Annotated in this window: 16 protein-coding genes; 7 read left to right on the top strand and 9 right to left on the bottom strand. The window is 72.4% G+C overall.

Annotated features, from left to right (window positions below; genetic code table 11):
• The first annotated feature begins 318 nt into the window (after positions 1-318).
• The gene (locus OG247_RS18860) at positions 319-2,769 is read left to right on the top strand and encodes an outer membrane protein assembly factor BamB family protein (RefSeq protein WP_327253353.1); all 2,451 of its coding nucleotides are present in this window, start codon (positions 319-321) and stop codon (positions 2,767-2,769) included.
• A 101-nt stretch (positions 2,770-2,870) separates the two neighbouring features.
• Positions 2,871-3,365: a peptidylprolyl isomerase gene (locus OG247_RS18855; protein ID WP_327253352.1), complete on the top strand. Its 495-nt coding sequence runs from the start codon at positions 2,871-2,873 to the stop codon at positions 3,363-3,365.
• A gap of 90 nt (positions 3,366-3,455) precedes the next feature.
• Here OG247_RS18855 and OG247_RS18850 read toward each other — a convergent pair whose 3' ends face one another.
• Both OG247_RS18850 and OG247_RS18845 read right to left on the bottom strand, forming a co-directional pair.
• Complete coding sequence (locus OG247_RS18850) at positions 3,456-3,986, bottom strand: hypothetical protein (protein WP_327253351.1); 531 nt, start codon at positions 3,984-3,986, stop codon at positions 3,456-3,458.
• 76 nt (positions 3,987-4,062) lie between these two features.
• The gene (locus OG247_RS18845) at positions 4,063-4,422 is read right to left on the bottom strand and encodes a putative quinol monooxygenase (protein ID WP_327253350.1); all 360 of its coding nucleotides are present in this window, start codon (positions 4,420-4,422) and stop codon (positions 4,063-4,065) included.
• Positions 4,423-4,541: 119 nt separating this feature from the next.
• Here OG247_RS18845 and OG247_RS18840 point away from each other — a divergent pair, with 119 nt between their 5' ends.
• Complete coding sequence (locus OG247_RS18840; RefSeq protein ID WP_327253349.1) at positions 4,542-5,159, top strand: hypothetical protein; 618 nt, start codon at positions 4,542-4,544, stop codon at positions 5,157-5,159.
• 67 nt (positions 5,160-5,226) lie between these two features.
• On the opposite strand, the gene OG247_RS18835 is transcribed toward OG247_RS18840, so the two are convergent.
• A complete protein-coding gene (locus OG247_RS18835; RefSeq protein WP_327253348.1) occupies positions 5,227-6,030 on the bottom strand; it encodes an enoyl-CoA hydratase/isomerase family protein in 804 nt (267 codons plus the stop codon).
• 143 nt (positions 6,031-6,173) lie between these two features.
• Here OG247_RS18835 and OG247_RS18830 point away from each other — a divergent pair, with 143 nt between their 5' ends.
• Positions 6,174-7,418 carry an RNA-guided endonuclease InsQ/TnpB family protein gene (locus OG247_RS18830; protein WP_327253347.1) on the top strand — a complete coding sequence of 415 codons (1,245 nt, stop codon included), beginning with the start codon at positions 6,174-6,176 and terminating at the stop codon, positions 7,416-7,418.
• Between the two features lie 12 nt (positions 7,419-7,430).
• Here OG247_RS18830 and OG247_RS18825 read toward each other — a convergent pair whose 3' ends face one another.
• A complete protein-coding gene (locus tag OG247_RS18825) occupies positions 7,431-7,919 on the bottom strand; it encodes a Zn-ribbon domain-containing OB-fold protein (protein ID WP_327257534.1) in 489 nt (162 codons plus the stop codon).
• Between the two features lie 21 nt (positions 7,920-7,940).
• On the bottom strand, positions 7,941-9,092 hold the full coding sequence (locus OG247_RS18820) for a lipid-transfer protein (RefSeq protein ID WP_243339290.1): 1,152 nt from the start codon (positions 9,090-9,092) through the stop codon (positions 7,941-7,943).
• Positions 9,093-9,186: 94 nt separating this feature from the next.
• Between OG247_RS18820 and OG247_RS18815 the strand changes: the two genes are divergently transcribed.
• Positions 9,187-10,992 (top strand): FadD3 family acyl-CoA ligase, encoded by a 1,806-nt coding sequence (locus OG247_RS18815; RefSeq protein ID WP_327253346.1) that lies wholly within the window; start codon positions 9,187-9,189, stop codon positions 10,990-10,992.
• A 141-nt stretch (positions 10,993-11,133) separates the two neighbouring features.
• Here OG247_RS18815 and OG247_RS18810 read toward each other — a convergent pair whose 3' ends face one another.
• Together OG247_RS18810 and OG247_RS18805 are read right to left on the bottom strand one after the other, a co-directional pair.
• Positions 11,134-11,889, bottom strand: a complete 756-nt coding sequence (locus OG247_RS18810; protein ID WP_327253345.1) for an MBL fold metallo-hydrolase — start codon at positions 11,887-11,889, stop codon at positions 11,134-11,136.
• 152 nt (positions 11,890-12,041) lie between these two features.
• Positions 12,042-13,037 carry a GlxA family transcriptional regulator gene (locus OG247_RS18805; RefSeq protein WP_327253344.1) on the bottom strand — a complete coding sequence of 332 codons (996 nt, stop codon included), beginning with the start codon at positions 13,035-13,037 and terminating at the stop codon, positions 12,042-12,044.
• A 225-nt stretch (positions 13,038-13,262) separates the two neighbouring features.
• Between OG247_RS18805 and OG247_RS18800 the strand changes: the two genes are divergently transcribed.
• A complete protein-coding gene (locus OG247_RS18800; RefSeq protein WP_327253343.1) occupies positions 13,263-13,772 on the top strand; it encodes an allene oxide cyclase barrel-like domain-containing protein in 510 nt (169 codons plus the stop codon).
• A 229-nt stretch (positions 13,773-14,001) separates the two neighbouring features.
• Here OG247_RS18800 and OG247_RS18795 read toward each other — a convergent pair whose 3' ends face one another.
• Entirely contained in the window at positions 14,002-14,469 is a 468-nt protein-coding gene (locus OG247_RS18795; protein WP_327253342.1) for an NUDIX domain-containing protein, read from the bottom strand.
• A gap of 276 nt (positions 14,470-14,745) precedes the next feature.
• Complete coding sequence (locus OG247_RS18790) at positions 14,746-15,222, bottom strand: carboxymuconolactone decarboxylase family protein (protein ID WP_327253341.1); 477 nt, start codon at positions 15,220-15,222, stop codon at positions 14,746-14,748.
• Between the two features lie 241 nt (positions 15,223-15,463).
• On the opposite strand from OG247_RS18790, the gene sigJ reads away from it, so the two are divergent.
• Positions 15,464-16,405 (top strand): RNA polymerase sigma factor SigJ, encoded by a 942-nt coding sequence (gene sigJ, locus OG247_RS18785; protein WP_442813634.1) that lies wholly within the window; start codon positions 15,464-15,466, stop codon positions 16,403-16,405.
• Positions 16,406-16,420: the final 15 nt, after the last annotated feature.

Here is a 16,420-nt window from a genome sequence, read left to right as displayed (position 1 = left end):
CATGGGTTGTACGCCTTCCCCCGCGGGCGGTGGCCGGACGGCCGGCACGCACCGGCCGGACCCCGCCCGCAAGGGCGTCCGTCCGCACGGCGTACGGGCTCCGCCCGCCGTGCCGGGGCCGGACCGGGCGCGGGCCTGACAGAATCGGGGTGCGCGACCCGGGCGGCCCCCGGGGGTGAGACGCTGCTCGGGGCAGGGACCCGCGGCGGCTCGCGCGCATCCGGTGACGTGACGGCGATGACGGCGCTGCCACCGGCGATGGCTGGAAGAGCGGGGACCGCGAGGGACCCCGTACGGGGATGGGTGTGGAGGCGAGTGGTGGAGCAGCTGACGCAGCACGACCCGAGACGGATCGGCCCCTTCGAGGTGCTGGGACGGCTCGGCGCCGGCGGCATGGGGCTGGTCTATCTCGCCCGGTCGGCGTCCGGACGCCGGGTGGCGATCAAGACGGTGCGCACGGAGCTCGCCGAGGACCAGCTGTTCCGCGTCCGCTTCACCCGTGAGGTGGAGGCGGCCCGCGCCGTCTCCGGCTTCTACACCGCGGCCGTCGTCGACGCCGACCCGCGCGCGGCCGTGCCGTGGCTGGCGACCGCGTACGTACCGGCGCCCTCCCTGGAGGAGATCGTCCACGAGTGCGGGCCCATGCCCGCCCAGGCCGTACGGTGGCTCGCCGCGGGCATCGCCGAGGCGCTGCAGTCCATCCACGGGGCGGGCCTGGTCCACCGCGACCTGAAGCCCTCCAACGTGCTCGTCGTCGAGGACGGCCCGCGCGTGATCGACTTCGGCATCGCCAGCGGGGTCTCCAACACCCGCCTGACCATGACGAACGTCGCCGTCGGCACCCCCGCGTACATGTCGCCGGAGCAGGCCAAGGACTCGCGCAGCGTCAAGGGCGCCAGCGACGTGTTCTCGCTCGGCTCCACGCTGGTCTTCGCCGCCACCGGGCACCCGCCGTACCACGGGGCGAACCCGGTGGAGACGGTCTTCATGCTGCTGCGCGAGGGCCCCAACCTGGAGGGGCTCCCCGACGAGCTCCGCCCGCTGATCGACTCCTGCATGCAGATGGACGCCACGCAGCGGCCGACCCCGGCCGACCTGCAGGCGCAGCTCGCCCCGCACCTCTTCGAGGGCGGCGACGAGAGCGGGACCGCCTCGGCGTGGCTGCCCGAGCGGGCCGTCGCGATGATCGAGGCCCGGCGGGCCGGCCACCGCAACGCCGCCGCGGCTGCCGCCGCGGCCGCGGCCGCCGTGCCGAAGCCGGCGATTCCCCGGGCCGGGATCTCCGCGCCCATCGAGAGCGCCGGTCCCGCGTCCGGTCGAGCCTCCGGTCCCGCGTCCGGTCCCGCCACGCACCGCCGCCAGCGCGGCGGAGCCGACCCGTGGACCGACCCGCGGACCGGCCAGGCCGTCCCGCAGCGGCCCGAGCACCCCCCGATGGCGCCCTCCGGCGAGCCCGTGCGGCTCGGCGGCTCCCCGGTGCCGATCGGCCCGGGCCCGCAGGCCTCCGCCTCGGCGCCGGCCTCCCACGCGGCCGCCGCGGACTCGGCGACCGGCTGGATCCGGCCGCCCGCGGGCACCCCGGCGGCGGGCCCCGCGCCCTCCGTCCTGGTACCGAACCCCGGCCCGGCCCCCGACAGCGGCCGCTGGCGGCCCTGGCGGTTCCGGATGTCGAACGAGGTCTGGGGCACCCCGACCGTCGCCGGCGAGCTGCTCTACGTCACCTCCTTCGAGGTGCACGCCCTGGACGTGGCCAGTGGCCGCCGCCAGTTCAAGACCCGCGACGTGGCCTGGTCCATGGCCGTCTCCGACGGGCGCATCCACGCCTCCGACGGCCCTTCCCTCTACGCCCTGGACGCCGGCGACGGCTCCGAGCGCTGGCGGCTGTCCGCCGATGCCTGGGTGTACGCCCTGCGCGCCGACCGGGGCACCGTCGTCACCGCCACGCGCGGAGGCGGCGTACAGGCCTGGGAGTCGTCCAGCGGGCACAAGCTGTGGGAGCTGACCGGCGCGCAGAGCGAGTTCGAGACCGCCGAGGCGGCCCCCGTCCTGCACGACGGCACGGTCTACGTGTGGCAGGACGCCCGGCTGCGCGCCCTGGACGCGCGCTCCGGCCGCGAGTCCTGGTCGTACCCGGTCGGCGACGCCGCCTCCTGCGGGAACGTGCCCGTACGGGTCGCTCCCGCCCCCGACGGCAACGTCTACGTCGCCGCGGGCACCCGGGTGATCTCCATCGACCGGGCCTCGGGCCGGGTCCGCTGGCACTTCGAGGCGCCCGCCGTGTTCCTCGCGCCCCCCGCCTTCGCCCCCGGATCGGCCGTCACGGGCGGCGGGGTCTACCTCGCGGACTACCTGGGCACCGTCTACGCCCTGGACGCGGCCAACGGCAAGGACCGCTGGCGCATCGCCACCGAGCCCCGGCAGTCCGCCGACCCGGTCCTGGTCGCCGCGGGCAACGTCCACCTGGCCGCGGGCAGCGCCGTGTACACGCTCGACGCGGTCACCGGCACCCCGAAGTGGCGGTTCGCGGCGGGCGGCGAGATCACCGGTTCCCCGGCGGTCGCGGACGGCCGGGTCCACTTCGGATCGGCGGACCACTGCCTCTACACCCTCGACGCGGCGGGCGGCCAGCTCCGCTGGAAGCTGGCCACGGGCGGGGAGATCACCGGAGCCCCGGTGGCCGAGGCGGGCGTGGTCTACGCGTGCAGCAAGGACCGCTGCGTCTACGCGCTGGACGCCGCCAAGGGCACGGGGACGCGTACGGGCGGCTGACCCGGCTCAGCCGCCTCCTGAGCTGGGGCTGAGCCGTTCGGGGGCCCGGTCGCGGCCCCCTCGGGGTCGCGCACCGCACCGGGAGTGACAGGATGGACCCCATGAGCAACGTATTCTTCGACATCAACATCGACGGCAAGCCCGCCGGTCGCATCGTCTTCAGCCTCTTCGACGAGGTCGTCCCGAAGACCGCCCAGAACTTCCGCGAGCTGTGCACGGGCCAGAACGGCTTCGGCTACGCCGGCTCCGGCTTCCACCGCGTCATCCCGCAGTTCATGCTGCAGGGCGGTGACTTCACCAACCACAACGGCACGGGCGGCAAGAGCATCTACGGCGAGAAGTTCGCCGACGAGAACTTCACCCTGAAGCACGACCGTCCGTACCTGCTCTCGATGGCGAACGCCGGCCGCAACACCAACGGCTCGCAGTTCTTCGTCACCACCGTCGTCACCTCCTGGCTGGACGGCAAGCACGTCGTCTTCGGCGAGGTCGTCGAGGGCAAGGAGATCGTCGACACGATCGAGAAGCTCGGCTCCCCCTCGGGCTCCACGAAGGGCAAGATCGAGATCGCGGCGTCCGGCGTCGTCGAGGCCTGATCCCCACCCCGCCCGCAACGGCTGGCCGGCCCCGCCCCCTCAGGGGGACGGGGCCGCCGTCATGTCAGGGGGCGGGAGCGATGGCACGGCCTAGGAGTGGTCCTGCGGCGGGGGCGGCCAGGGCGACGGGGCCGGGGGATGGGCCGGGTCCTCGACCGGTGGCGGGGCCGGCTCCGGAGCGACCCGGTCGCGGCGGCGGGGGCGGCCGCTCATCACGGCCGCCGCGAGGATGAGCAGGGCGCCCGCGCCGAAGGCGTTGGCGAGGCCCTCGCCGAGCCCCGCGCCGTCAGCGTCGCCGCCGACGGAGAGGCTGCCCGCGGCCTGGCCCTGGCGGACCATCCAGAGCACGGCGAAGCCGAGCACGACGACCCCGGAGAAGGCCATGAGCAGCCGGGAGCGCAGCACGATCGCGACCAGCGCGAGCACGGCGGCGAAGAGGAACGGCAGCAGCAGCGAGCCCAGCAGGGCGGACTTGTCATCGGTGATCCCGGCGGAGGAGAAGAGCTCCTCGATCCGGTAGTCGCGTCCGTGACGGCCGTCGTACCAGGCACGGAAGGGGCTCCAGACGGCGGCCGTCGCTCCGATCAGACCCAAGATCGAGCCGAGTACGTTGCGGATCATGCCCGGCCCTCCGGGGGAGTGGGTCTGGATCTCGATCCCGACGCTACGCCCGCCCCCGGAGCCCCGCACGCGGAGGCTACGAGGGCAGAGCCGGGGGGAACACCCGCAGCACCGGTGCCCCGGCCAGCAGGGCCGCCGTGCGGGACAGGGCCTCCGTCAGGTGCGGGGAGGCCAGGTGGGCCTCCCAGGACGCGGCGTCCGCCCACTCCTCCAGGACGACCCAGGCACCCGGAGCGGTCGGGTCCTCGTACGCGCGGTAGGAGACGTTGCCCGCCTCGGCCCGGGTCGGCGCGACCAGGGACAGGGCCTGTGCGCGGACCTCCGCCTCGAGGCCGGGCCGCGCCTGGAGGCGGGCGATCGCCGTGATGACGCCGGGGCCGGCGGCGTCGGTGGTGGTGGCCGTGGCGGCCGTGTCGGCCGTGGTGTCGTCGGTCATGGTGGGTCCCCCCGGGGAGTGGCCCGGTCGTGGTCCAGGCGCTTGGCGGCCACCGTACCCGCGCGTCTCGTGGCGCCTGGTAGCGTGCCGCCGGTTGTTCGAGGGGGAGGAATTCGGTCATGGTGGTCACGGGGCGACGGGTCAGGCTCACGGCGGTACTGGTGGGCGTGGTACTCGCGTTGACGGGGTTCTCGTCGACGGGCGGCAGCGGAAAGAGCAAGAGCAAGAGCAGCGGGGGCGGGTGCTCCAGCTCCAAGAGCAAGTCGAAGACGAAGACGAAGACGAAGAGTTACGGCAGCACGGGCGGCAGCGGCAGTGGCTCCTCGGCCACGGCCACGCCCACCCAGTCCCGGCCGCTCGCGCACGCCGAGGTCGTCACCTGCGCCGGCCCGTCCGTCGCGAAGGCCACCGTCAAGGTCACCTCCGACGCGACGACCGGGTACACCTTCCGCGTCCCGCTGGTCTTCGAAGGGGCGTCCGGCCGGGTCGACTCCGGCTCCGTGGACCTCGCCCTCAAGGCGGGCGAGAGCCGTACGGTCGACCTGCCGATGACGAGCGCGGCCAAGGCGGGCGACGTCCGGCGCTGCACGGTGGGCGCGATCCAGACCCTCTCCACCGCGTCCTCCTCCCCGACCTCGGCCTCCACCTCCGGCACCACGGGGTCCGTCACCGGCGGCAGCACGGGCGGCAAGACCACGAGCAAGCCGAAGCCCAGGTCCACGCGGAAGACCCGCTAGCGGCGGGGCGGCCGGCGAGGGGCACAGAGGCCTGCTCCGAAGCGGCTCCCGCCCGCCCTCCCGGACCTCAGCGGATCCGCGGCTCCGGTCCCGCCCCGCGCCGGCCGGCGAACAGCTCCGCCTGCCGCTCGGGCGGCAGGTTCCCCAGTGCCACCAGCCCCGGCGCCTGCGCCAGTGCCTGCTGGAGGGTGGCCTGCTTCGCCGCCCACAGGGACCGTACGGTGCCCTGCACGGCCTCCGTCGGGAAGCCGGCCAGCGTCTCGGCCGCCCGCAGGGCCGCCGGGAGGAGCTCCTCGGGCTCCGCGAGCTCCGAGACCAGGCCGATCTCGTACGCCCGCCGCGCGGAGAGCCGTTCCGCCGTGCCCATCAGGGACATCCGGGCGGCCTCGCCGAAGGGCATGCGCTGCGCCATGTAGATCGCCTCGTAGGCGCTGACCATCCCGTAGCTGGTGTGCGGGTCGAAGTAGGTCGCGGACGTGGAGGAGATGATGAACTCCGACTCGCCCAGCAGGTAGAACGCCCCGCCGCAGGCCATGCCGTTGACGGCGGCGACCACCGGCTTCCACAGGTCGTTCGCCTTGGGCCCGATGGCGACGAGCGGGTCGTCCACCGAGTACGGCGAGGAGGGCTGCGGCACCTCAACGCCCCGGTCGATGCCCGTGCAGAAGGCCGCCTGCCCGGCGCCCGTCAGCACGATCGCCCGTACCTCGTCCTCGTAGCGCAACTCCCGCCACACCCTGGCCAGTTCCGCTGCCGTGGCCAGGCCGATCGCGTTGTGCTTGCGCTCCCGGTCCAGGGTGACGACCGCGACCCCGGTGACGCCCTCGACGTACCGCTCCACCCGCAGTCCCGGTGCCCGGTCGGCCGTCACCGGATCTCTCCCAGGACGCCCCGGGCTTCAGCCTGGGGAGGAATGGGTCCTTGGGGCGGAGCCGCGTAGCGTCGGAGTTCGTTGCTCATCTGCTCTGACCTGCACTCTCTTTCGTTGTCAGTGGGGGCGGTTAGGTTGGGGGCATGCCGACTGCAGCGATGGAGGATGGGGATTCCGCGCATGCCCGGTACACTTTCCGGCTGCGCGTGTCGTCTACCGCGCTTGCCCGGCTTGAGGCGGAGTGGGCGCGGTGCCGGTGGGTGTGGAACGAGTGCGTGGCGATGTCCCGCAAGGTCCACGCCCACAAGAAGACAGTCGGCGAGAAGGTGACGTGTGGTCCGTCGCAGCTCGACAAGCTGCCGACCGGGGCACGATGCTCGATGGCGTGGCTGCGTGAGGGCAGCAGCGTTCCGCAGCAGCAGATCATCCGCGACTTCGCCAAGTCCCGGACGAAGGCCCTCAAGGACATCAAGGCCCGGCTGCCGATGCGGCAGCGCGCAGGGATGCCGAAGTACAAGAAGAAGCACGTGACGGAGCCCACGCTCAACTACACGCAGCGCGGTTTCCGGTTGAAGGACGGGCGTCTCTACCTCGCCGGTGGCGTCGCCGTGACTGTGGTGTGGTCGCGGGACCTGCCCGGGCCGCCGTCGTCGGTGCGCGTGTACCGGGACGGCCTCGGACGCTGGTACGCCAGTTTCGTCGTCGCCACGACCACCGAGCCGCTGCCCGCCACAGGCTCGGTGATCGGCATCGACTGGGGGGTGAGGGAGATCGCGACCACGACGTCCGACGACCACGACCTGCCACACGCCCAGTACGGCCGGAAAGCCGCCGGCCGCCTCGCGCGCTACCAGCGCATGATGGCCCGACGCCGCGCACCGAGGGGCAAGGCCCAGTCGAAGGGCTACCGTGAAGCGCGGCGGCAGGCCGCGAAGGTGCAGAAGAAGATCGCCCGGCAGCGTCAGGACACCGCCCGCAAGTGGGCCAAGAAGGTGGTCCGCGACCATGACGCCCTCGCCGTCGAGGACTTCAAGGCGAAGTTCCTCGCCAAGTCCACCATGGCCCGCAAAGCGGCGGACGCAGCGATCGGCGCCACGAAGACGGCCCTGATCCAGATGGGCCGCAAGCACGGCCGTGCCGTGCACCTTGTCCACCCCGCGCACACCACCATGGACTGCGCGCTGTGCGGAGCGAGAACCAAGCACGCACTACCCCTCTCGGAACGAACCTACTCGTGCACCGCGTGCGGAGCGGTGTCCCCCAGGGACAAGAACTCCGCACACGTGATGCTCGTCCGGGCTGGTCTCAACCCGGCTGGTGCTGATCGTGTAAGAGCTGACGGACCGCCGGTCCGCCGCCAACGTGAGCCAGGAATCCCCTCCCTTTAGGGAGGGGAGGATTCAAGACTTCTCCAGCACCCAGCGCGGCACCGGCGTCCCGCCCGTCTCGGTGAACACCACCTGGACCCGTGCGCCGATGCGCAGCCGAGCCGGGTCCACGGAGTCCAGCGGGGCGTCGGGGGAGGTGACGAGGTTGCCGACGAGGCGGATCTGCGGGGCGTCGGCCAGTTCCACGAGGATCACGTTGTACGGGGCCTGCGCGGCGTACGCGGGCAGCAGCGGCGGGTGCGGCCGTACGTACGACCAGATCCGGCCGCGGCCGCTCATCAGGCGCCATTCGGAGTCGAAGGACCGGCAGTGCGGGCAGCAGGGGCGGGGCGGGAAGCGCAGTTTCCCGCAGGCGGGCGCCGCGCAGGCCTGGACGCGGAGTTCGCCCTGGGCGGCGTACTCCCAGAAGGGGGCGCCGTCCTCGTCGGGGACGGGGAGGAGGAGCTCGTCCGGCGTGGTCCCGGGGGCCGCGGGTGTCGCGGGCGTGCTGGTGGTCTGCATCGTCATGGTTTCGTCGGCTCCTCAGGCTCGCAGCAGGATGGCGGACGTCGGGACACCCTCGCCGGCGGTCACCAGGCAGGTCGCGGCGTCGGGCACCTGGGCGGTGGAGATGCCGCGGAGCTGCTTGACGCCCTCGTTGATCAGGTTGAAGCCGTGCACGTAGGCCTCGCTGAGGCCGCCGCCGCCGGTGTTGATGGGGAGCCGGCCGCCGATCTCGAGGGCGCCGCCCTCGGTGAAGGAGGCGCCTTCGCCGCGCCCGCAGAAGCCGTAGCCCTCCAGGGAGAGCGGGATCAGGGGGGTGAAGGCGTCGTAGATCTGGGCGACGTCCACGTCCTGGGGGCCGAAGTCGGCCTGCTTCCACAGGTGTCGGGCGGCGGTCCAGGCGGGGCCGGACAGCGGGTCGTCGTTCCAGTAGTTGACCATGCCGTGGTGCTGGGAGGGCAGGCCCTGGGCGACGGAGTGGACGTAGACGGGCTTCTGCCGGCAGTCGCGGGCGCGCTCGGCGCTCACGATGACGCAGGCCAGCGCGCCGTCGGTCTCCAGGCAGTTGTCGAAGAGGCAGAGCGGGTCGCTGATCATGCGGGCGGTCATGTACATCTCGCGGGTCAGCGGGCGTTCGTACATCATCGCGGCCGGGTTCTCGTTGGCCCGGTTGCGGCAGGCCATCGCGACGTTGAAGAGGTGGTCGCGGGTGGCGCCGTACTCGTGCATGTAGCGGCGGGCCAGCATGCCGATCTCGTCGGCGGGGCGCAGCAGGCCGAAGGGGCGCGTCCACTGGCCGGGGGTGGGGAGCTGGACGGCCGTGTTCTTCCACGGCCGCGGCCCCGAGCCGCGCTTGCGCGAACGCCAGGCCACGCCGACGCTCGCCTGGCCGGTGGCGACGGCGGCGGCCAGATGGCCGACGGTGGCGCAGGAGCCGCCGCCGCCGTAGCCGATCTTGGAGAAGAAGGTGACGTCGCCGGCGCCGATGGCTTTGGCGACCTCGACCTCGTCGGTCTCCTCCATGGTGTAGGAGGAGAACGCGTCGACCTCGGACGGGTCTATGCCCGCGTCGTCGAGCGCCGCGAGAATGGCCCGGCAGGCCAGTTCCTTTTCGGACTGCGGCAGTTGTTTGGCAAAGGCGGTCTGCCCGATGCCGACTATCGCCGTAGCGTCCTTGAGCGTTGCCGCCATCGCCACCTCCGGGGTGCACCAGTACTGACAGCCGCGAAGGCTACAGCTAATCTGACGGATAGTCAGCTACTGGTGTCGCAGTGAGGGGCGGACGATGACCGAGGACACACGCGGGGTCGCTGGCGCGACGGAGAACGGACCGGCACCCGGGCCGCGCCCGGGACCGCCCCGGCCCGCCGTCGGCGAGGCCGCCGGGGGTGAGGCCGCCGTCGGTGACGGTGGGGCCGTCGGAGGTGAGGCCGCCGTCGGTGACGGTGGGGCCGTCGGAGGTGACGGCGAGGCCGTCGGCGATGAGGCCGTGCGGCGCGGGGATCTGGCGTGGGTCAGCATCGGGGGGCTCGTCCGGGACGCCGCCGCGCGCTACGCCGACCGCGAGGCCGTCGTCGACGGGCGGGTCCGGATCGACTACGCGCAGCTCGGGGAGCGCGTCGAACGGGCCGCCGCCGCCTGCATGGCCGCCGGTGTGGAACCGGGGGACCGGGTCGCCGTCTGGGCGCCCAACACCCTCGAGTGGATCGTCTCCGCCCTCGGCGCGGTCTCCGCCGGAGCCGTCCTCGTCCCCCTCAACACCCGTTTCAAGGGCTCCGAAGCCGCCTACGTCCTCCACCGCAGCCGTGCCCGGCTGCTCTTCGTCACCGGCACCTTCCTCGGTACCTCCTACGTCGCCTCCCTGCGCCGAGCCACCGCCGAGGGCGAGGGCTCCGGGCCGCTGCCGGGCCTGCCGCACCTGGAGCAGGTCGTCGTCCTGTCGGACGACGCCCCGGACTCCTTCCGCACCTGGAAGGAGTTCCTGACCGGCGGCGACTCCGTATCCGCCGAGGCCGTCCGCGCCCGGACGGACGCGATCCCCGCCAGCGCCCCGTCGGACATCATCTTCACCTCGGGCACCACCGGCAGCCCCAAGGGCGCGGTCATCTCCCACGCCCAGTCCCTGCGCTGCTACGAGATCTGGAGCGAGCTCGCCGGACTGCGCGAGGGCGACCGCTACCTGATCGTGAACCCCTTCTTCCACACCTTCGGCTACAAGGCCGGGGTCATCGCCTGCCTGATGCGCGGGGCCACGATGGTCCCCCAGCCCGTCTTCAACGTGGACACCGTCCTCGCCAACATCGCCGCCGAGCGGATCTCCGTACTCCCCGGCCCGCCCACCCTCCACCAGTCCCTCCTCGACCACCCCCAGCGCGACCACCACGACCTCTCCGCCCTGCGCCTGGTCGTCACCGGCGCGGCCGTGGTCCCGCTCCAGCTCGTGGAACGGCTCCGCGGCGAGCTGCACATCGGCACGGTCCTCACCGCGTACGGGCTCTCCGAGGCCAGCGGCATCGTCACCATGTGCCGTCGCGGCGACCCGGCGGAGATCATCGCGTCGACTTCGGGCCGGGCCATCCCCGGGACGGAGGTCAGGATCGTGGACCCGGACGGCGCTGCCCAGCCCACGGGCCGGGCCGGCGAGGTGTGGGTCCGCGGCCACAACGTCATGCGCGGCTACTTCGAGGACCCGGCCGAAACCGCCGAGGCCATCACCCCCGAGGGCTGGCTCCGCACCGGGGACGTCGGCGTGCTCGACGCCGCCGGGAACCTGCGCATCACCGACCGGATCAAGGACATGTTCATCGTCGGCGGCTTCAACGCCTACCCCGCCGAGATCGAGCAACTCCTCGGCCTGCACCCGGACATCGCCGATGTGGCCGTGGTCGGCATCCCCGACCCGCGCCTGGGCGAGGTCGGCAAGGCGTACGCGGTCCGCCGCCCCGGGGCGGTCCTCACCTCCGACGACCTGATCGCCTGGTCCCGCCGGGAGATGGCCAACTACAAGGTGCCGCGCGAGGTGGAGTTCGTCTCCGAACTCCCGCGCAACGCGAGCGGAAAGGTCCTCAAACGCGAACTCCGCACCCGCTGAGGCCGATGGCGAGCCCCGGCCACTGCGGATGGCCGCGCCGTTCTGCGTGTTCCAGTCCGCCACCTCGAGACACTGGTTGGAGTGCTGCGCGCGGACCTCGACGACGCCCAGGTAGTAGAGGTTCGGCACGGCCTGGGAGGGTCACGCCGCATCCCCGGCACGGGTGGCGATCCGGCCCGCTGCTTCGCGCTTCGACAGGCGGGCGTGCTCCCGGTCCGCCCAGCGCCGGACCCGGTCGGGGTCCAGGGGGGCGCCGTGGCCGACGTGGAGGCTGGTGGGGTTGAGGGCGAGCATTTCGCGGAGGCTGGTGAGGTTGCGCCGCGGGTCGTCGTGGAAAGGGGGATTGGCCGGCTTGCCCGGGATGAGACCCATGAAGGAGTTCGCCACCAGGTCGCCGGCGACGAGGTCACCGTCGTCGGTGAGGACGGAGACCGACCCGGCGGTGTGTCCCGGGGTGGGCATGATGCGGGCGGAGACCCCGAAGTCCTCCAGGGGGGTCTCGCCGCGGATCAGGACATCGGGGTCGAGGGGTTCGGCCTGGGCGTGCAGGTCTTTGCTCCGGTCCATGACGCGGCCCATCGGGCCGGTGGGCAGATACGGTTCGCGGACCCGGCCGCTGCGGTACGGGCCGAGGTCGGCGATGTGGCCGGCGACGGGCGCGCCGGTGAGCCGGTGCAGTTCGGCGGCGGAGCCGAAGTGGTCGATGTGGCCGTGGGTGATGATGATCAGGGAGACCTCGCGGGGGTCCACTCCGTGCTCGGTGATCCGGTCGTAGATCTTGCGGCCGCTGCCGGGCGTCCCGGCGTCGACGATCACGGGCCGTCGGCCCAGGAGCAGGTAGGCGTTGATGGCCGTTCGGCCCATGACGGGGATGGGGATGACCTTCGTACGGGACATGGCGTCTCCATGAGGTGACAGGTGACAGGTGACAGGTGACTGCGGGCATGCCGGGGATCCGCCGGGCTGCCGGCGGATGGTGCGGGGCGGATGGTGGTGATGCGGGGCGGATGGTGGTGATGCGGAACGCGGGGGTGGGCCGGGCGCCGGGGCTACCGGAACCGGCGCCGGTATTCGGCGGGAGTGGTCCCCAGCCGGCGCTGGAAGGAGCGGTGCAAGGTCTCCACCGAGCCGAGGCCGCTGGCCGCGGCGACCTCCGGCAGGCTGCCGTCGCTCTCCTCCAACAGCCGCCGGGCGGCTTCCAGGCGGGCGGATTCCACGTAGGCGGCGGGAGTGCCGTTCGTACGCAGCCGGAACAGCCGGGAGAAGTGCCGCACGCTCAGGTGCAGCCGTGCGGCCAGGGCCTCCGCGGTGAGGTCCTCGGTGAGGTGGTCGGCGATCCACACGCGCAGGTCGTCGATCCGGTCCCCCGAAGTGACCGGGGCGGACAGCGGAACACTGAACTGGCTCTGCCCGCCGGAGCGTTTGACGTACATGACCATCATGCGTGCGGTGGCCAGGGCAAGGGCCTGGCCGTGGTCCTCGGCGACCATCGCCAGCGCCATGTCCAGCCCCGAGGTGACACCGGCGCAGGTCCACACGCTCCCGGACCGGATGAAGATCGGGTCCGGATCCACGGCGACCCGGGGATGGTCGGCGGCCAGCCGTGCGGCGGTGAGCCAGTGGGTCGTGGCGGACAGCCCGTCGAGCAGGCCCGCCGCGGCCAGCACGTGCGCTCCCGCGCAGATCGACCCGGTCCTGCGCGCCGGCGGGGCCGCTTCGCGCAGCCAGGCGGTGACCTCGCCGTCGATCACCGGCTCCACCCCGTCGCCCACCAGCTCGACCGCACCGGCCACGAGCAGGGTGTCGACCCGGCCGTGCACCTCGTCGAGGGACAGGTCCGCCAGCAGCCGGACACCGCTGGAGGTGGTCACCGGTCCGCCGTCGGCCGTGGCGATCCGGACGAGATAGCCGGGGCGGGTGGCGCCGGCGACGCGTGTGGCGACCGAGAACACCTCGGCCGGTCCGGTGACGTCCATCAGTTCGGTACCGGCGAAGGCCACGATGACGACTCTGTGCGGTACGGGCGGTACGGGCGGTACGGGCATGCGCTGATCATTTCGCCCCGCCGTGATGGCCGCAATGACGAGGTTCTGTCAGATCCGGCCACGCCGTGATGCTGCGGAGATCCCGCCCAGCGGCTCCCATTCCCTGATGCGCCGATCGGTCGGATCTTCCGGTGGGTCGCGCAGGGGCACCACGGGCGGCTGTGGAGCCGAGGCTATGAATGCGTGGTCTGACCATCCATGAGCATCGACCTCAGGAGTCACACGATGCGTTCCATCAGAGCAGCCTGTCTCGGCACGGCCACTGCACTGGTCGCCCTTCTCGCCTGCGCCCCTGTCGCCTCCGCCGTCGCGGCGGACACCGATTACGCCCACGACAGGGGCAAGGACCGGGTCATCACCCTCACCGGAAAGCTCGCGGAGCAGTCGCGCTTCCCCGTCAACCCCGGGGGCCCCGCCGCCCAGGGCGACCGGACCGTCTTCCGCTCGATCCTCTTCGACAAGGACGGCCAGCAGGTCGGCGAGACCGGCGGCACCTGCACGACCACCCGGGTCGCCGACGGCGGCGCGGAGGCGTGCGTCGTGACCTACACCCTCCCCGGCGGCCAGATCGCCGCCCAGGGGATGGTCTTCGGCCACCTCGTCCCGGGCCCTCCCCCCGCGTTCGACAACGCGATCACCGGCGGCACCGGGAAGTACGACCGTGCTCGCGGCTCGATCCACGCCGAAACGGTCGCGCCGGGCGAACGGCGCTTCACGATCGACCTCGAGCACTGACCGAAGCCCTAAGGCCCGGCAAGACGCCCCCTGGGACCTGGACCTGCCGGGGCTGCTGCAGCCTTTGCAGGTCCCGGGCGCCGGGCTGCGAAACGCCCGCTCGCACTTCGTGCGGTTACCGGACGTCCCGCTCCCCGAGCAGCGGCCGCGGATCGACACGAATCGACACGAACTGCACCACCACCTGGCCGACATCCTCGACCAACCGAGCCGAGTCACCCGGTCTCCGTCAGCGCACGACAGGCCCGCGGCCGGCCCTCCAGTCGTCGATGCGCTTGCGGATGCTCGGCACCATCGGAAGTCCGTCCACGTCGTCCGGTGCGAACCAGGCCACCTCGAGCGACTCGTCCGACACGCGCAGACTTCCCCCGGTGGGCCGGGCGAGGAGGCAGATCGAGAACTCCTGTCGCACCTCGCCGTCGTCGTAGGAGAAGACGTGGCCGGGGTTGCTGTACGTCCCGACGATCCCGGTGATCTCGACCGTCACGCCCGTCTCCTCGAACGTCTCCCGGACGGCACAGTCCCCGAGGGACTCACCCAGCTCCATCTTCCCGCCGGGCAGCGCCCACATCCCGTTGTCGGTGCGGCGCTGGAGGAGGACACGTCCGGCATCATCCACGACCACGGCCGAAGCGGCAGGCACGAGGCTGGTCGCCTCGGGGGCCTGCGGGTCGTCTTCGTAGTCACGCCTGGGCATCTTGACCAACCTCCTGGAAGTCGCGTCCCCGATGCCCCACAGCTCCTCGGGGTGAGGGCGAGAACAGGTCGCACATGGCCGTCCGCCTGACGGCGACGCAGATGCATCATCGGGCAACGGCGTTTGACCGGGGCCTCTTTATGCCAAGACATGCATAGTCGTCAGCCCATGAAGGCCGGGAGGATCAGGGCCAGAGGGCGGTCGGTCCTTGTGGGGAGTGTGCGAGGGGTGGCGCCGGGCCCCGGCCCTGGGGCCGGAGCCGTGCGGCGCGTGGGGTCAGTGCTGGAGCTGGCCGGGCTGGTAGTCGCCGGCCGGGGTCTGGACGATGACGTTGCCGCGGTTGAAGGCGTTGATGAGCGCGATCTGCGTGACCAGGGCGGCGAGTTGCTCGTCGTCGAAGTACTTGGTGGCGTTCGCCCAGACCTCGTCGCTGACCCCGCCGGCCGCGTCGGCGATGCGGGTGGCCTCCTCGGTCAGGAGCAGGGCCGCGCGCTCGGCGTCGCTGAAGACCGTGGCCTCGCGCCAGGCGGCGACCAGGTGGAGGCGTACCGCGGTCTCGCCGGCGGCCGTCGCGTCCTTGGTGTGCATGTCGATGCATCCGGCGCAGCCGTTGATCTGGCTGGCGCGGAGCATCACCAGTTCGCGGGTCGCGGCGGGCAGGGTCGACTCCCCGAGCGCCTTGCTCGCGGCGATGATGTGCTTCCACGCCTTGACGGCAACCGGGTCGGCGAAGAGGTTCAGGCGAGCGGTCATGGCGGATTCCTTTGCTGGCAACGGTTGTTCGGCGTGCGTGGGTGCGTGGGTGCGTGTGGTCTTCGTTGTTCTCCCTCTAAGACACGGCGCCCCCGTGCGCTGTGACAGGTGGCGGATGTGACCTGGGTCACGGAGGGTTTTCATGATCGATAGGGCTGGCTCCCTCGGATAGCCTGCGGGGCGGCGCGCAGTGAATCGGGGAAGGGTTCTCGTGCACGAATCAACGGGTGCGATGGGTGCGATGGGTGCGATGGGTGTGGCGGATGTGGCGGACGCGGTGGCGTACCGGCCCTTGCTGTTCTCCATCGCCTACGGGATGACCGGGTCGGTGGGTGACGCGGAGGACATCGTCCAGGACGCGTTCCTCGGGCTCACCAAAGCCCACCGGGCCGGGACCGAGATCGCCGCCCCGAAGGCGTACCTGGCCACATCGGTGACACGGCTCGGGATCAACCACCTGGGTTCGGCGCGAGTGCGGCGGGAGACGTACGTGGGGGAGTGGCTGCCCGAGCCCGTCGTCGTGTCGGAAGACCGGCCGGGGCCGGCCGAGCACGCCGAGCTGGCCGACTCCCTGTCGATGGCCTTCCTCGTCCTGCTGGAGGCGCTGTCCCCGGTGGAGCGCGCGGTGTTCATGCTGCGCGAGGTGTTCGGGTACGAGTACCCGGAAGTGGCCCGCGCCACCGGCAAGTCCGAGGCGAACTGCCGGCAGATCTTCGCCCGGGCCCGGAAGCGCATCGCCGCCGGAGGGAAGACGGCCGACAGCGCGCCGCCCCGGGCCCGGCGGGCGGAGGGCGAGGAGCTCGCCCGTACGTTCTTCGAGGCCGCGGCGGGCGGCGAGATGGACGCCCTGCTCGGCATGCTCGCGCCCGACGTCGTCTACCACGGGGACGGCGGCGGCAAGGCGCGGGCGGTCGCGAAGTCGGTGTCCGACCCGCATCGCGTAGGACGGCTGCTCATCGGTGGACTCCGCCGGCTCCGCTCGCTCGGCGCCTCTCTGCGTCCGGCCGTGATCAACGGCCGGCCGGGAGCCCTGATCGTCGATGCCGAGGGGCGGGTGGCCAGTGTGGTCGAGCTCGACATCGTCGACCGCGTGGTGCGGGCGGTCCACACCGTGTCGAACCCCGACAAGCTCGGCCACCTCGGCCCGGTGTCCGACATCGGCCGCCTGCCGGAGGGGAAATGACCGGACGGTGAAGGC

The sequence above is a fragment of the Streptomyces sp. NBC_01244 genome (genome assembly GCF_035987325.1).
In the GTDB taxonomy this organism is placed as follows: Bacteria; Actinomycetota; Actinomycetes; order Streptomycetales; family Streptomycetaceae; genus Streptomyces.
This window is presented reverse-complemented; position numbering and strand designations above follow the sequence as displayed.

What these genes read in the sequence shown, in the direction of transcription:
- OG247_RS18850 (WP_327253351.1), bottom strand. Translation starts at nt 3,986, where the DNA reads ATGATCCGCAACGTACTCGGCTCGATCTTGGGTCTGATCGGAGCGACG.
- OG247_RS18820 (WP_243339290.1), bottom strand. Translation starts at nt 9,092, where the DNA reads ATGGCGGCAACGCTCAAGGACGCTACGGCGATAGTCGGCATCGGGCAG.
- OG247_RS18840 (WP_327253349.1), top strand. Translation starts at nt 4,542, where the DNA reads ATGGTGGTCACGGGGCGACGGGTCAGGCTCACGGCGGTACTGGTGGGC.
- sigJ (WP_442813634.1), top strand. Translation starts at nt 15,464, where the DNA reads ATGGGTGCGATGGGTGTGGCGGATGTGGCGGACGCGGTGGCGTACCGG.
- OG247_RS18790 (WP_327253341.1), bottom strand. Translation starts at nt 15,222, where the DNA reads ATGACCGCTCGCCTGAACCTCTTCGCCGACCCGGTTGCCGTCAAGGCG.
- OG247_RS18795 (WP_327253342.1), bottom strand. Translation starts at nt 14,469, where the DNA reads ATGCCCAGGCGTGACTACGAAGACGACCCGCAGGCCCCCGAGGCGACC.
- OG247_RS18815 (WP_327253346.1), top strand. Translation starts at nt 9,187, where the DNA reads ATGACCGAGGACACACGCGGGGTCGCTGGCGCGACGGAGAACGGACCG.
- OG247_RS18825 (WP_327257534.1), bottom strand. Translation starts at nt 7,919, where the DNA reads ATGCAGACCACCAGCACGCCCGCGACACCCGCGGCCCCCGGGACCACG.
- OG247_RS18845 (WP_327253350.1), bottom strand. Translation starts at nt 4,422, where the DNA reads ATGACCGACGACACCACGGCCGACACGGCCGCCACGGCCACCACCACC.
- OG247_RS18830 (WP_327253347.1), top strand. Translation starts at nt 6,174, where the DNA reads ATGCCGACTGCAGCGATGGAGGATGGGGATTCCGCGCATGCCCGGTAC.
- OG247_RS18855 (WP_327253352.1), top strand. Translation starts at nt 2,871, where the DNA reads ATGAGCAACGTATTCTTCGACATCAACATCGACGGCAAGCCCGCCGGT.
- OG247_RS18800 (WP_327253343.1), top strand. Translation starts at nt 13,263, where the DNA reads ATGCGTTCCATCAGAGCAGCCTGTCTCGGCACGGCCACTGCACTGGTC.
- OG247_RS18810 (WP_327253345.1), bottom strand. Translation starts at nt 11,889, where the DNA reads ATGTCCCGTACGAAGGTCATCCCCATCCCCGTCATGGGCCGAACGGCC.
- OG247_RS18805 (WP_327253344.1), bottom strand. Translation starts at nt 13,037, where the DNA reads ATGCCCGTACCGCCCGTACCGCCCGTACCGCACAGAGTCGTCATCGTG.